The 14,099-nt window shown below is 43.0% G+C and carries 13 protein-coding genes; 6 read left to right on the forward strand and 7 right to left on the reverse strand.

The genetic code is table 11. The annotated features are described in order from the left end of the window. Positions 1-62: 62 nt before the first annotated feature. On the reverse strand, positions 63-386 hold the full coding sequence (gene fdxA / locus Q5H80_RS19435; RefSeq protein WP_017074827.1) for a ferredoxin FdxA: 324 nt from the start codon (positions 384-386) through the stop codon (positions 63-65). A gap of 254 nt (positions 387-640) precedes the next feature. On the opposite strand from fdxA, the gene Q5H80_RS19440 reads away from it, so the two are divergent. After that, positions 641-2,272, forward strand: a complete 1,632-nt coding sequence (locus Q5H80_RS19440) for an NAD(P)/FAD-dependent oxidoreductase (RefSeq protein ID WP_304569753.1) — start codon at positions 641-643, stop codon at positions 2,270-2,272. 121 nt (positions 2,273-2,393) lie between these two features. Here the strand turns inward: Q5H80_RS19440 and Q5H80_RS19445 are convergent, their stop codons facing one another. Both Q5H80_RS19445 and bluB read right to left on the reverse strand, forming a co-directional pair. Next, positions 2,394-3,857 (reverse strand): hypothetical protein, encoded by a 1,464-nt coding sequence (locus tag Q5H80_RS19445; RefSeq protein ID WP_304569755.1) that lies wholly within the window; start codon positions 3,855-3,857, stop codon positions 2,394-2,396. Positions 3,858-4,069: 212 nt separating this feature from the next. After that, positions 4,070-4,726, reverse strand: coding sequence for a 5,6-dimethylbenzimidazole synthase (bluB, locus tag Q5H80_RS19450; protein ID WP_304569757.1), 657 nt, complete (start codon positions 4,724-4,726; stop codon positions 4,070-4,072). Positions 4,727-4,893: 167 nt separating this feature from the next. On the opposite strand from bluB, the gene Q5H80_RS19455 reads away from it, so the two are divergent. The 3 genes from Q5H80_RS19455 (at position 4,894) to Q5H80_RS19465 (ending at position 7,297) form a co-directional block, all read left to right on the forward strand. Next, entirely contained in the window at positions 4,894-6,093 is a 1,200-nt protein-coding gene (locus tag Q5H80_RS19455) for a DEAD/DEAH box helicase (protein ID WP_304569758.1), read from the forward strand. 109 nt (positions 6,094-6,202) lie between these two features. Beyond that, positions 6,203-6,607: a PPC domain-containing DNA-binding protein gene (locus Q5H80_RS19460; protein ID WP_304569759.1), complete on the forward strand. Its 405-nt coding sequence runs from the start codon at positions 6,203-6,205 to the stop codon at positions 6,605-6,607. A gap of 66 nt (positions 6,608-6,673) precedes the next feature. After that, a complete protein-coding gene (locus tag Q5H80_RS19465; RefSeq protein ID WP_304569761.1) occupies positions 6,674-7,297 on the forward strand; it encodes a PolC-type DNA polymerase III in 624 nt (207 codons plus the stop codon). An 82-nt stretch (positions 7,298-7,379) separates the two neighbouring features. On the opposite strand, the gene Q5H80_RS19470 is transcribed toward Q5H80_RS19465, so the two are convergent. After that, positions 7,380-8,216 (reverse strand): DUF6279 family lipoprotein, encoded by an 837-nt coding sequence (locus Q5H80_RS19470; protein ID WP_304569762.1) that lies wholly within the window; start codon positions 8,214-8,216, stop codon positions 7,380-7,382. 263 nt (positions 8,217-8,479) lie between these two features. Between Q5H80_RS19470 and Q5H80_RS19475 the strand changes: the two genes are divergently transcribed. Further along, on the forward strand, positions 8,480-8,653 hold the full coding sequence (locus Q5H80_RS19475; protein ID WP_304569763.1) for an RNA helicase: 174 nt from the start codon (positions 8,480-8,482) through the stop codon (positions 8,651-8,653). Between the two features lie 132 nt (positions 8,654-8,785). On the opposite strand, the gene dbpA is transcribed toward Q5H80_RS19475, so the two are convergent. The 3 genes from dbpA to Q5H80_RS19490 all read right to left on the reverse strand — a co-directional run bounded on the left by dbpA (position 8,786) and on the right by Q5H80_RS19490 (position 12,034). Continuing rightward, positions 8,786-10,165, reverse strand: coding sequence for an ATP-dependent RNA helicase DbpA (dbpA, locus tag Q5H80_RS19480; protein WP_304569766.1), 1,380 nt, complete (start codon positions 10,163-10,165; stop codon positions 8,786-8,788). A 149-nt stretch (positions 10,166-10,314) separates the two neighbouring features. Beyond that, complete coding sequence (locus tag Q5H80_RS19485; RefSeq protein ID WP_304569768.1) at positions 10,315-11,223, reverse strand: aldo/keto reductase family oxidoreductase; 909 nt, start codon at positions 11,221-11,223, stop codon at positions 10,315-10,317. A gap of 217 nt (positions 11,224-11,440) precedes the next feature. Then, positions 11,441-12,034, reverse strand: coding sequence for a hypothetical protein (locus Q5H80_RS19490; RefSeq protein WP_304569769.1), 594 nt, complete (start codon positions 12,032-12,034; stop codon positions 11,441-11,443). A gap of 217 nt (positions 12,035-12,251) precedes the next feature. Here Q5H80_RS19490 and Q5H80_RS19495 point away from each other — a divergent pair, with 217 nt between their 5' ends. After that, positions 12,252-14,099: a M3 family metallopeptidase gene (locus Q5H80_RS19495; RefSeq protein WP_304569770.1), complete on the forward strand. Its 1,848-nt coding sequence runs from the start codon at positions 12,252-12,254 to the stop codon at positions 14,097-14,099.

A 14,099-nucleotide genomic window follows, 5' to 3' on the forward strand; every position in this document is an offset into this window, starting at 1 on the left:
GACATTAAAAAAGGCGTATTGATTAAATCAGTACGCCTTTTTATTTGAGTTCTTTTCAACAATTACTTTTCTAGCATTGCCAACTTATCAGACACACCATTCCACTTTTCAGCGTCATCCATCGGTGCTTTGACTTCAGTTTGTACCGGCCAGATTTCGGCGAGCTCGGCATTCACTTCAATAAAGATCTTTTGATCTTCTGGTAGATCATCTTCTTGGAATATCGCTTGAGCGTCGCATTCAGGTACACACAAACCACAATCAATGCATTCGATTGGGTTGATTACCATGAAATTCGGGCCTTCATGGAACGCATCTGCGGGGCATACCGCCACACAGTCTGTGTATTTACATTGAATACAATTATCGCCTACGACAAATGCCATGATGCTCTGCTCTATAAGTTAGTCAAAATTGAAGAATGGAGGATAATACTCATCCCAAGGCAAAATTCAACATCATACGGCGCTAATATCGTGTCTATTTGCTCCATGTTTCCAAATTAGTATGACAGATAAATCAATTTCTCGTAAAATGCGCGCCATTGTGAGCTTATCGCATCTTTCAACCTCAGCGTTTTCATCAAACTCTGCGTTTAGAAGCGGTCTAGCTAAGACACCTATAAAGACGAGACATCGAAATGATACGTTTAACCGAAATTAAACTCCCTCTAGACCACGAAGAATCAGCCATTCAAGACGCTATTGAAGCGAAACTTGGTATTAACTCTGATCAGGTACTTTCTTTTAATATCTTTAAACGTGGCTACGATGCTCGTAAGAAATCAAAAATCTTACTTATCTACACGCTTGATGTTCTCGTTGAAAACGAAGCTGAGTTGTTAGAGCAATTCATTAGCGACCCGCACGTAAAAGTGACTCCTGACATGGAGTACAAATTCGTGGCTAAAGCGGTTGAGAACCAAACTGAGCGCCCTGTGGTTATCGGTTTTGGCCCTTGTGGTCTATTCGCTGGCCTAGTGCTTGCTCAAATGGGCTTCAACCCAATCATCGTTGAACGTGGTAAAGAAGTTCGTGAACGTACGAAAGATACCTTTGGTTTCTGGCGTAAGCGTACTCTGAACACTGAATCAAACGTACAGTTTGGTGAAGGTGGCGCAGGTACATTCTCTGACGGCAAGCTATACAGCCAAGTAAAAGATCCAAAACACTACGGCCGTAAAGTAATCGAAGAGTTTGTTGCTGCTGGCGCACCAGAAGAAATCCTATACGTAAGTAAGCCACACATCGGTACCTTTAAACTGGTTACCATGATCGAGAAGATGCGTGCTTCTATCATTGAGCTAGGTGGCGAAATCCGCTTCAGCACTCGCGTAGACGACGTTCACATGGAAGACGGTCAAATCACTGGCTTAACGCTTTCTAACGGTGAGGAGATCAAATCTCGTCACGTAGTACTGGCTGTTGGCCACAGTGCTCGTGATACGTTTGAAATGCTGCATGAACGTGGCGTTTACATGGAAGCTAAACCTTTCTCTGTTGGTTTCCGTATCGAACACAAGCAAGCGATGATCGATGAAGCTCGCTTCGGTAAGAACGCAGGCAACCCTATCCTAGGTGCTGCGGACTACAAACTCGTTCACCACTGTAAAAATGGCCGCACTGTATACAGCTTCTGTATGTGCCCAGGTGGTACTGTTGTTGCTGCGACTTCTGAAGAAGGTCGCGTTGTAACTAACGGCATGAGCCAATACTCTCGTGCAGAGCGCAACGCAAACAGTGCAATCGTTGTGGGTATCGACCCAGAGCGTGATTACCCAGGTGATGCGCTAGCAGGTATCCGTTTACAGCGTGAATTAGAAAGTGCAGCTTATGTTCTAGGTGGCGAGAACTACGACGCCCCTGCACAGAAAATCGGTGACTTCCTGAAAGGTCGCGATCCAAGTGCCATCGGTGAAGTACAACCGTCGTTCACGCCGGGTATCCACCTGACTGATATTTCAAAAGCGCTGCCTGATTTTGCTATCGAAGCGATTCGTGAAGCAATCCCAGCGTTCGAGAAAAAGATCAAAGGTTTCTCTACGCCAGACGGCCTACTAACGGGTGTTGAGACTCGTACGTCTTCTCCTGTCTGCATCAAACGTGGCAAAGACTACCAAAGCATCAACCTTAAGGGCTTCTTCCCTGCTGGTGAAGGCGCAGGCTACGCGGGTGGTATCCTATCTGCTGGTATCGATGGTATTAAAGCCGCGGAAGCGCTAGCACTGTCTATGGCAGAACAGAATCAAGCTGAGAAGATTGAGATCGCTTAAGCGCTTTCGATAAACCAAAACCAAATAGCAGCAAGCGAAACCTAAAAGCCCAGTATCTTATAGACACTGGGCTTTTTATTACATTGTGGTCATCTAGAGTTAATCAATACTTGATATAATTTTACTTACAGCCTTTTTTTGACCAATTAACTCCATCGCTAGAACATTGACGCGAACTTGTTCCGTTTCGGTAAAAATATTCTTTTCCCCATTTACCGTTTGAATCTTTAGATGTTATCGTTTGTGCAACATCTGATGATTTATCTAAAATATACTCATATTTAAAACGATTCCAACTGTGCGAACCATGGCCTGTGTTTTCATCAAAGTTACTTGAAAGGTAGTTCAATGCATCAAGATCGTCGCGGGATAAACTGGATAGCTTTGCGCTTAAATTAATCAACTCAGGATGAGGAATATTTCCTGAGAAAAAGTGATAAGCAGCCTGCGTTTTAGTCATTTGATTTTCGTAATCACCATAAACAGTTACCTTCAAGCTTTGATTGTACCCATTAACCACGTTTTTGGCTAAGCAACTTGGCCAATCAGGCTCTTTAGACTCCCCACGGTTCGCTACGGTATAAACAGTAAGGGAATTGCGTTGTGCCTGCTGTGTCAATGTCTCGGTAGACAAGCACTTATAATCCACACCATTATCGTTCAATAAGAACCAAGCTTCCTTGTCATACACCACACCACTCTTAGTCTGACTATTTCTCTCAATACGCTTGCTCAAAGCAAGCTCTGTATTTAAATCAGAAGACACTTCGTGTTCAGTTTCCACCAGTTTACTATCAGTCGACACTGACTCGACTTTATACCATTTATCGATTGCTGTTTTAGTTGATTCATCCCAATATTTCCAAAAATAATCGACGTACGCATAGTATGCATTCGGGTTTGCTTTCTGGATGACTTTAGTCTCTTGATACGATTTTTTTATCGCTGGCATCATTTTTTGTGCAAGATTATAAACCTCTGTATTTTGATCTTTAACAAAATCGCCATAAAGCTCTTCAACCGAAATGTTGTAACGCCTTGCAATCCGGTGGTCATGCTCTCGGACATTATCAATGATCTTATTTTGTGTTGTCACCGCTGTCTTCAAGTCTGAGCAGCTATTTAAACCACCTTTATATAAATCCGCTTGAATCATACCCCATAGCATAGTAGTCAGGGGCGTCGTCGATTTAATATCTGGATTAGATTTCAACGCCATGACAGGAGGGAATACTAGTTTGTACGGTTCAGTAATCGGCGAGTTTGGACTATCAGCATCAATTGCGCCTACCGGCACATTTACCACGATTGGTGCATAATCCAAACACTCATCGGTCTTCGAATCAATGAAAGGTAGTTCATAACGACCTTCATCATCCGTGATGCTTTTTGGTTCCCCTGAATCCCACACACCATTGTAATTGATGTCCAAAAACGCGGTCGCCCCTGAAATATAACCGTCAATGGCTACACCTTTTAAGGTTTTCGATGGAGTAGCTTTGGCAGGAGCGCTGTTACCGCCTCCTCCGCCACAACCGACAAGGCCAGCAGCGATAAATCCGATAGAAATAAGCTTTAGTTTCATTCCATGAACTCCTATGAAATAAAAAAGGTATTATAGGTACCTAAATAAGGTCAATTGAATAAAAGGCTCTTCGGGAGTCAACATCACATCAAGCTTGTTAGATAATTATTATTAATATCAATGTAAATAATTAAGATCAAACAAATATCAAAATAAGTTAATCAATGTAAGATCTTGATAACAATAATTCGTATTTGCAAACACCTCTTCGCTCACTGAGCTTTAATCGGATCCCACTTCCCTTCATGAATCGCAGAATTGACATCTCTTCTTGGCAACCAACCCATAGTTTCTAGTTCGGGTTTATCTTTGAAGTGGTCAACGTAACCAATACACAGGTACGCCACAATATCGATGTTTTCTGGTATATCTAACGCTTCTCGCAGTGTTGAGTCGTGGAGAATGCTCACCCAACCTAATCCTAGGTTTTCGGCTCTAGCTGCTAGCCACAAGTTTTGAACCGCACACACGGTGCTGTACAGATCCATCTCTTGTTTGATGGTTCGACCTAGCACGACCTTTCCGGTTCGATTACGGTCGCAAGTCACGCAGATACCGATAGGGGATTCGACGATGCCTTCAAGCTTTAGACGCTTATACATTGCCTGCTTTTCATCGGTGAACATTTCCGCTGATTCGGCATGAGCCTGATTAAAACCGGCTTTGATTTGTTGCTTGGTTTCGATATCACGGACAACGACAAAATCCCAAGGTTGCATAAAACCGACACTAGGCGCATGGTGCGCGGCGGTTAACACTCGCATCAAAACGTCTTCTGGGATCTCATCAGGAAGAAACTGACCACGAACATCTCGGCGAGAAAAAATCGTTTTATATACTGCATCGCGTTCATTCGGCGTAATTTCCATACATCTCTGTCTTATCGTCGTCTTATTGAGCCAGTATTATCCAACTAAAGTGTCTATGTTACTAGCGGTACACAAGCAACATGGTAGAATGCCGCCATTAATCTTATCCTTGTATAAGATTGTTGAACCTTTCCATCGCTATTTAGCCAAATCATACCGAGAAACTTATGCCATTTTCCAAGCTTGGATTAAGCTCACCTATTGTTAAAGCCGTTGCAAAACAAGGCTATGAAAAGCCAACCTCTATTCAAGAAAAAGCAATTCCGATTGTGCTTTCTGGTAAGAACCTTATTGCTGCTGCACAAACAGGTACAGGTAAAACTGCGAGCTTTGTTCTCCCTATCTTAGAAATGCTAAGTAAAGGTGAAACACAACGTAAAAAACGTATTCGTGCCGTGATTCTTACACCTACTCGTGAGCTTGCGATTCAGGTTGAACAGAACATCACTAAGTACGCGAAATTCCTAAACCTAACTTCATTAGCGATGTACGGTGGTGTGTCTTACCAACATCAAAAAGATCGTCTGATTGAAGGTGTTGATATTTTGGTTGCAACGCCTGGCCGTTTGATCGACATGTACGGACAACGTGCCGTTCACTTTGATGAAGTTGAAGTTATGGTTCTTGATGAAGCTGACCGTATGCTAGACATGGGTTTCATTGAAGACATCAACAAAATCATCGCTCGTTTGCCACAAAACATTCAAAACCTGTTGTTTTCAGCAACGCTATCAACGCCAGTTCGTGCGCTAGCGAAAAGCGCAATCAGTGAAGCGGAAGAAATTTCTATCGCCAAAACTGACGCTTCTAAAGCGAACATCGAACAATGGCTAGTTACTGTAGATAAAGACCGTAAGTCGGCGCTATTAAGCCATATGATCACTGACGGTGAGTGGGATCAAGCGCTTATCTTTATCGAGACTAAGCACGGCGCGGCTAAGTTGGTTGCTCAACTTGAAAAGCGTGGCATCCAAGCTGAAGCTTTCCACAGTGGACGTAGCCAAGCGATTCGTGAAAAGATTCTGGCTGACTTTAAGAAAGGTCGTCTAAAATATCTAGTTGCAACAGGGGTTGCTGCTCGTGGTATCGATATCGATAACCTAAGCCGCGTAGTCAACTACGACATCCCATTCCCAGCGGATGACTATGTTCACCGTATTGGTCGTACAGGCCGTGCTGATGCGTCTGGTGAAGCGATCTCTTTCCTATCGAAAGACAACTTCAAGAACCTGTGCATTATCGAAAAACGTCTTGGTCACTTAATTGAGCGTCGCGTTGTTGAAGGTTTCGAACCACGCAAAGAAGTACCGATTTCAGTGCTGAACTTCGTTCCTAAGAAGAAAAGAGACCTACAGCAACCTGAGTAATTTCAGGTTTAGAAAATGCGAAAGTCGCGTTAGCCAAAACAAAAATAAGACGAAGCCCAATGTGGCTTCGTTTTGTTCTTTGAAATACAAATAAAGTTGAGGCAATAAGATGATAACCCCTATCGTAACGAGATTAACTAGAGGCCAAGATCTAAAGCTTGAGCTCCAGAAGCTTGTGACAGCGAACAATATCGCGGCTGGCTCTGTCGCGTCTTGTGTCGGGTGTGTTTCTCAACTCAATATTCGTTTGGCCAATGCGAACAACACCAAGCTAGTTCAAGCTCCATTCGAAATAGTCTCGCTAATGGCAACGCTAACGCCTAACCACCAGCACGTTCATATATCCGCTGCTGATGAAAATGGCAATGTGATTGGCGGGCATTTGCTTGAAGGGACGATTATCGCAACCACCGCTGAATTGATTGTTCACCGCTACGATACCTTGACCTTCAACAGAGAGCATGACGTTTCGACGGGTTACACTGAGCTCACTATCAGCAACAACGCGCAATAGATCGCCCTGTAGCAAGACTAAGCGCTCCATATAAAACGGTACAACCCAATAGTAATAGGAAACACGATGGCTCCAAACTCCGCAGACTCCGTTATCGTTCTCGATTTCGAAACCACAGGCTTATCACCAAACATGGGTGACCGAGCGATTGAAATCGGTGCGGTTAAATTAGTTAACGGCGAAGTCGTCGACACCTTCCAACAACTCATGAACCCAGGGTTTCGTGTTAGCGGGTTCATTGAAAGCTATACTGGAATCAGTAACCGTATGTTAAGCACAGCGGCCAGTTGCAGCGAGGTGATGGATGAGTTTGCAGACTTTATCCAAGGCAGCCAACTTGTTGCTCACAATGCGTCGTTTGATAAGCGCTTTCTCGATGCGGAATTAGACTTTATTGGACGTGATTACAACGGACAGTTTGCTTGCTCAATGTTGATTGCTCGCCGTCTAATCCAAGATGCACCGACTCATAAGCTAGGCGATCTTGTGCGTTTTAAGAATATCGACAACGACGGTACTTTCCACAGAGCGTTAGCCGATTCAGAAATGACAGCACGGTTATGGTTATTAATGATTGATGAACTGCAAAGTAATCACGGTATTCAACAGCCGAGCTTTCAATTGATGCAGAAAATATCTAAGACGGCCAAAGGTTCAATTCCAAAACTTCTGATGAGCAACAGAAATTAAATATCTAAACTCTCTCCCCTTCAAGTTTGATTGACAGGCGAGTCGCATTGATAACAGCTAGCCTTTAGAACGAAAGAGAACTTTACTCCTGCAGTGATTCAAATGTTCCTTTAAGGCTTGCTAATTCACTCATGAAATAAGCCCACTGCTTATTATTGCTGCTTTCTACGATATCGACTAAAAAAATGGCTGACGTTTCCATGTTCTTGTTAAGCTCAGGCTCAAGTCCTTCAGGGTAATAAGCTTCATTGTTCAGAAGCAGGTTCATAATAATCGACTGAGCGATACGTAAATCACTTTTCTTTTCCATCAATGTCGATAAATCTTGATAGGTATTATTTTGATATTGGCGCCAGCTATCGTTGGTATTTACCCACTCTTGGGACCAAGCAAGAATAATCTTTTTTTGCTCTTCGGATACCGATCCTAACCACCGCTCTAGCCTATCTCCTATTCGATTTCGGTATCGTTCTCTGGAATCTATATCATTCAATGACAATCTTTCTTCGTAATACTCTTGCTGCTTTTCTCTCAAGTTCTTTAAGAATTCGTTATCTTGTTTAGGGTTAAACTGCATGCTTAAAGCGTAAATATCGGGAGAGAACTTACTAACAATTGAGCGAATATGGTCTTTAATTTGGTCACTTTGTTCAGTGACAAAAGCAGAATTCATATTAGAACGATCTGTATTTTGGATCACTTCTAATTGCGAAATATACAACGGCAGTTGAGTTTCTTTGTGCCATAGCTGCAATAAGTCGAGGCGCTCTTCGAGCTCTGATTCCTGACTATTGGAGAGAGTTACAAAGTCTTCAATATAGCTAACGGCAAACCAACTGATATTGTTATAAGCGAATTTGGTCCCACAGCCAGTGAATAGAAAACAGCTTAATAAGACTAACCAACGACACTTTCTCATTACACCCTCTCACAACATTTTACTCAACGACGAACCTCAATACGATCTTATAACATTAGCTACAAAATCGGGTTCTCGTAAAACTTTCGGATAAATTGAGGCTTTGTCTTGCTAAATAGGCAGTTTCGGCAAATGCTTAAAATAAACCCATTCACAGTGGTGATGTTATTCATTTTTAATTACTCATTAAAAAGCAACACAATACATATTAAACGGTATATGTTTTGCATAACTTCAAATGATTAGTATTTGGGAGGCAAGCTATGTCCGCAATTCCTCATCATACAAGTGAATTAGAATATGAGCTTTGCTATTTTGACGATGGGAAAATAATCACAATTGCGATATTTGCTAATAATCGACAGGAAGCGATGGCTTGGTATCTTAGCGAAGGAAAACATATCAATGATCTTTATTCGATCAGACCGGATGAATAGATCTATGGTTAGCAGCTTGGGTGAATTAGCTCAGGTAATAACCAATTAAGCTAAGGTGATAACCAATTGTGGAACACCCTTTACTGCATTTTTATTAGAGTGACACTTGCAGTAAAGGGCTACATTCTCGAATTATTTCAGAATTCGGGCGCGGAATTGACGACCCTTCATTTTACCTGATTCGATTTTACCTAATGCTTTCTTAGCCATTGATCTTTCTACAGCAACGTAAGCGCGCATCGCGAACAAGTTGATCTTACCTACTGATTTACCATCAATACCGCCTTGGCCTGTCAACGCACCAAGAATATCACCTGCGCGAAGTTTCGCTTTCTTACCACCATCAATCTGGATAGTTACCATGTTTGAGTAGTACGGCTTAGCAATTGGTTTAGCTGGCAACTGAGACGGTTCGATTGGCATATCCATGTACTCATCAATTTGAGCAACACGGTGCATCTCTTTTTCGCTAAAGAAGCTAATTGCGACACCTTTACTTCCTGCACGACCTGTACGACCGATGCGGTGCACGTGTACTTCAGGATCACGAGACAACTCAAAGTTGAACACAGCATCTAGGTTATCAACATCAAGACCACGAGCGGCAACATCTGTTGCAACCAAGATAGAGATGGTTTTATTCGAGAACTGAACCAAAGCTTGGTCACGTTCACGCTGTTCCATGTCGCCATGAAGCTCGATAACACTGAAGCCACGGTGGCTTAGCTCGTCGTTTACGTTCTGAACTTCTTTCTTAGTGTTACAGAACACAACTGCTGACTCCGGTTGATGATAAAGAAGCATTAGCTCTAGTGCGTCATCACGAGCTTCAGTACCTTCAACCTTATAAAAGTGTTGCTGGATGCTTGAGTGATCATGCGTTGATTCAACCTTCACCATTTCAGGGTTATTCATGATGCGGTCTGCAACAGATTTAATCTGTTTAGGGAAAGTTGCACTGAACAATAACGTTTGACGATCTTTTGGTGCTGCTTCAATAACAGCATCAAGTGCATCTTGGAAGCCCATTTCCAGCATGCGATCGGCTTCATCTAACACAAGTGTGTTCAACTCAGACAGGTCAATACGCTCTCTCTCTAGGTGGTCCAGAATACGACCAGGAGTGCCCACAAGAATGTGCGCGCCATGCTCTAATGAACCAATTTGTGGGCCCATTGGCATACCGCCACAAAGTGTCAGCACTTTAATGTTGTGAATACCACGAGCAAGAGTACGAATCTCTTTTGCTACTTGGTCTGCAAGTTCACGAGTCGGACATAACACTAAAGACTGAACACGGAAACGCTTAACGCGTAGGTTTTGCAGCACGCCTAAACCAAAAGCAGCTGTTTTACCTGAACCCGTTTTACCCTGACCGATAACATCCTTGCCATCCAGAATAGTAGGAAGACTTAACGCTTGAATAGGCGTCATTTCAGTATAACCAAGAGAATCTAACGTATTTAGAAGCTCTGGTTTAAGGGCGATTGAAGAGAATTTTGAAGTGCTCAATGGAAATATCCAACTGGTGAAAAACAGAGTGCATTATGAGTGTTTTTGAAAATTATTCCACCTTAATCACAGTTTTGAGGAAACATGTTAGGGGCACACAAAAAAGCCAGCTTTGTTAGCTGGCTTTTACTTCTATTTTGAGTCGCTTTCTATGGCACACCGTGGCCTTTAGATGCGACCCATACGCGATACCACTGCTCACGAGTCAGTTCGATTTTCAGTGAATCAACAGCCGTTTTCACACGTTCAATCTTACCTGAACCAATAATAGTAATCGGGTGAGACGGTAATCGACGAACCCAAGCGTAAATTACTTGGTCAATGCTATCTGCACCCACTTCTTGGCGAATGGCTTCTAGCTCATCACGAACACGAATTGCTTGCGCTGAATCGCCACTGAAGATGCTACCGCCACCGAGACAAGACCACGCCATCGGGCGAGTACGGTTCATCTGCAATTGATCTAGCGTGCCATCATGAGCCACTTCGAAGTTCAATGGGTTGATTTCAACTTGGTTAGTCACCAATGGCTTGCCTAGTCGAGATTGCAGTAAGTCGAACTGGCGCGGTGAAAAATTAGAGACACCGAAGTGCTTCACTTTACCGACCTTGTGTAATTCTGCGAACGCTTCTGCCACTTCATCTGCGTCCATCAATACGTCAGGGCGATGAATCAGTAATACATCAAGTTCGGTTACACCCAAACGCTCTAGAGAGTTATTTACCGATTGGTAAATATGATGCGCGCTGGTGTCATAGTGGTTGATCTTGCGGTCTGGAGTGTGATCACCACACAAGTTGATATCGCACTTGGTGACGATTTGGATATCATCACGAAGACTTGGCTCAAGCGCTAATGCTTCACCAAACAGCTTTTCACATTGGTAGTCACCATAAATATCTGCGTGATCAACCGTTGTGATGCCAAGATCAATGTGCTGCTTCAGAAAAGTCAGACGCTGTTGCGGGGTCATACCCCACTCTGCTGTACGCCAGTATCCTTGCACCAGCTCAGAAAATTCTGGGCCTTGTGGCGCTACCGTTACTTTTGCAACCATGGGTTGTCTCCTTTATCAATACTGAACGTATCCTAAGCTCGTTTTACCGAAGGCTCAACGTATAACAAATGGCAAAGTTAAACGCTTCCTAAAAATGTGAGAGCCACAGAAAAACGAACACTTAAATGAATTATAACTTGCTGTCTGTCCCTCAGCCGTTCTTCTGAAAGGCCTGTTTAGCCTAATAAATAACGAAACCATCTATAAATTTGAGCAATTAAAGACGATTTAGTTCAACCGTTAAGTTATCACCATCACTATGTAACTGAATCCAAGGAGCTGAAGAACTAGAAGAAGATAAGGAAGAACTAGGCACGTTCCATACACTCATTTGCTCAGAGGAACGATGTGGTGAGTTGATGAATTCGACGAGTTGTTTATCTACCTTGTCGTAACCAATGCCCTCACGCTTCGCTTGTTCAAGTTGAGCGACAACATCGAACTCATCCTCTCCAATGCGAATTGAACTAAGAGCAAAGCCATCTTGGCGAAGATATGCCTGAAGCTTTGTGTAACTAAGGTTCGAATATGGCAGGTTTAAGCGAACCACTTCAATGCTTGAGTCACCCAACTCCAGTTCAACATAAATATCCAAATCATAATATTGGGTTAGGTCACTGCACAACAGAGTGCCTTCAACTTCGCCACAATCCATAAGATCGATATCGTTGATATAGTTTTGGGAACTCGGTTGAGTTGGGCTGCTATTAAATACCGTTCTCAGCCACCAGCTTTCACTCGCTTGCACAGAAAATGAAAGGGTATTCAGAGCTAGTAACAAAGGTAATATTAGGATAGGAAGAGTTCTCATTAATTGTGCTTATTTCGCGCGGCATGAAACACCCATTATACGTTACCAACAAACAACCGCTCGATTTACATCTATAAAACTAAAAATATTGCTCAAAGATAATATTAACAAACTTGATACTAAGAAGAGTTGCACTCTGTTATATCTGTCGTCACACAATACACCCCGCGAATGTGTCATAATGTTGAAATTAATGAATAATTTACAAGGAACGTCCATGACTGCAACGAACTATCTCAACCAATTGAACCAAAAGTATCTTGCGACTCATAAAGCGAAAGAAGACTTCTTTTGGGATACTTATATGGGGATCAGTGACGACCATGATGGCTCGACGCTCGCGCAGACCCAATGGACTGAATTTCTTAGCTCTGCCAAGCAAATTGCTGCTATCGAAACGCAACTAGCTACTATCGAAGAAATTCAAGACCCTCAAGAAAAAGAGAGCACACTTACTGGGCTAAATGGTTGGTTGGCGACCTTTAAATCTCATGCTATTGAGTCTGAGCAGTCACAAAAACTTAAGGCTGATCTCATCAAGTTTGAAGCCGATCTGTTTGAGAAAAAACAGAATCATGTAATGACTTACGTGAATGAAGCGGGCGAAGACACAGAAGGGTCGTTACCGGTTCTAGGTTCAACAGTAAGAACCAATAATAGTGAAAAAGTTAGGCTTTCAGCTCACCAAACACTACTAGGTTTAGAGCAGTGGCTGCTGGCTAACGGCTTCATTGAGCTCATCAAAAAACGTAATCAGTTTGCTCAGTCACTGGGCTTCAAAACCTTTTTTGATTATTCCGTCGTTAAAACCGAGCAGATGACAACTGAGCAACTGTTTACAATCTTGGATGATTTTGAAGCTCGCACGCGAGATAACCATCAAAAAAGCCTAGAAAGCTTAACTGAGAAAAAAGGTCCGAGTACTCTAGAAGCTCATAATTTCACCTACTCTTTCGCAGGTGACGTTATGAATGATCTCGACCCTTATGTTCCCTTTTCAAAGTCACTAAGACGCTGGGTTGAGTCTTTTGGTCGCCTTAATATTGAATACTCACAAGCAACACTTAAATTAGATCTACTCGATCGTAAAGGAAAGTATCCAAACGGTTTCTGTCATGGCCCTATCCCTTCTTTCTACGATCAAGGTGCTTGGGTAGCTGCACAGGTTAACTTCACAAGCAATGCCAAGCCCGACCAAATCGGCAGCGGATACGATGGTATAAACACGCTGTTTCACGAGGGCGGCCACGCTGCGCATTTCGCTAATGTTAAAATGAACGCGCCTTGTTTCTCTCAAGAGTTTGCACCAACATCGATGGCATATGCCGAAACTCAATCCATGTTCTGTGACAGCTTGTTGAATGACGCTGACTGGCTCAAACAATACGCCCTGAATGCGGAAGGCCAAGCAGTACCAGATGAGCTAATCAAAGCCATCATCGATAACAAACAACCTTTCCGAGCCTATCAAGAGCGAAGCATTCTTGTGGTCCCATACTTCGAACGAGCACTTTACGAATTGGCAGATGAAGACCTCACGCCTGAAAAGATCACTGCTCTTGCTCGTAGCAGCGAGAAAACGATTCTTGGTTTGGCTTGTAGCCCTCGCCCATTAATGGCGATCCCTCACCTATTGTCGGATGAAGCCTCTTGCGCATATCAGGGTTACTTATTAGCTCATATGGCCGTGTATCAAACTCGTGCATATTTCACCGATAAGTTTGGCTACTTAACGGATAACCCAGAGATCGGCCCTTTGTTAGCTAAGCACTATTGGCACCAAGGCAATAGCGTGAACCATAACGGGACAATCGAAAGCTTAACTGGGGAAGGTTTTAATGCCAAATACCTCGCTGACGAGTGTAATCTGTCACCAGAAGAAGCTTGGGCTATCGAAGAGCTAAAAATCAAACAACTGTCGACAAGAGAACGTGCGCCAGTCACTGATTTAAATGCGAAGATATCGATCGTTGATGGAGCGACAGAGTTGGCGAATAACGACAAATCAAATTCTCAAATGTGTGATGAGTTTGAGCACTTTATCGTAGAGCAATACGGCCGGTAG

This window comes from Vibrio sp. SNU_ST1 (assembly GCF_030563405.1).
Taxonomy (GTDB): domain Bacteria; phylum Pseudomonadota; class Gammaproteobacteria; order Enterobacterales; family Vibrionaceae; genus Vibrio.

Excerpts from the sequence above, each read along its gene's own strand:
- fdxA (WP_017074827.1), bottom strand. The coding sequence starts at position 386 with ATGGCATTTGTCGTAGGCGATAATTGTATTCAATGTAAATACACAGAC.
- Q5H80_RS19440 (WP_304569753.1), top strand. The coding sequence starts at position 641 with ATGATACGTTTAACCGAAATTAAACTCCCTCTAGACCACGAAGAATCA.
- Q5H80_RS19445 (WP_304569755.1), bottom strand. The coding sequence starts at position 3,857 with ATGAAACTAAAGCTTATTTCTATCGGATTTATCGCTGCTGGCCTTGTC.
- bluB (WP_304569757.1), bottom strand. The coding sequence starts at position 4,726 with ATGGAAATTACGCCGAATGAACGCGATGCAGTATATAAAACGATTTTT.
- Q5H80_RS19455 (WP_304569758.1), top strand. The coding sequence starts at position 4,894 with ATGCCATTTTCCAAGCTTGGATTAAGCTCACCTATTGTTAAAGCCGTT.
- Q5H80_RS19460 (WP_304569759.1), top strand. The coding sequence starts at position 6,203 with ATGATAACCCCTATCGTAACGAGATTAACTAGAGGCCAAGATCTAAAG.
- Q5H80_RS19465 (WP_304569761.1), top strand. The coding sequence starts at position 6,674 with ATGGCTCCAAACTCCGCAGACTCCGTTATCGTTCTCGATTTCGAAACC.
- Q5H80_RS19470 (WP_304569762.1), bottom strand. The coding sequence starts at position 8,216 with ATGAGAAAGTGTCGTTGGTTAGTCTTATTAAGCTGTTTTCTATTCACT.
- Q5H80_RS19475 (WP_304569763.1), top strand. The coding sequence starts at position 8,480 with ATGTCCGCAATTCCTCATCATACAAGTGAATTAGAATATGAGCTTTGC.
- Q5H80_RS19485 (WP_304569768.1), bottom strand. The coding sequence starts at position 11,223 with ATGGTTGCAAAAGTAACGGTAGCGCCACAAGGCCCAGAATTTTCTGAG.
- Q5H80_RS19490 (WP_304569769.1), bottom strand. The coding sequence starts at position 12,034 with ATGAGAACTCTTCCTATCCTAATATTACCTTTGTTACTAGCTCTGAAT.
- Q5H80_RS19495 (WP_304569770.1), top strand. The coding sequence starts at position 12,252 with ATGACTGCAACGAACTATCTCAACCAATTGAACCAAAAGTATCTTGCG.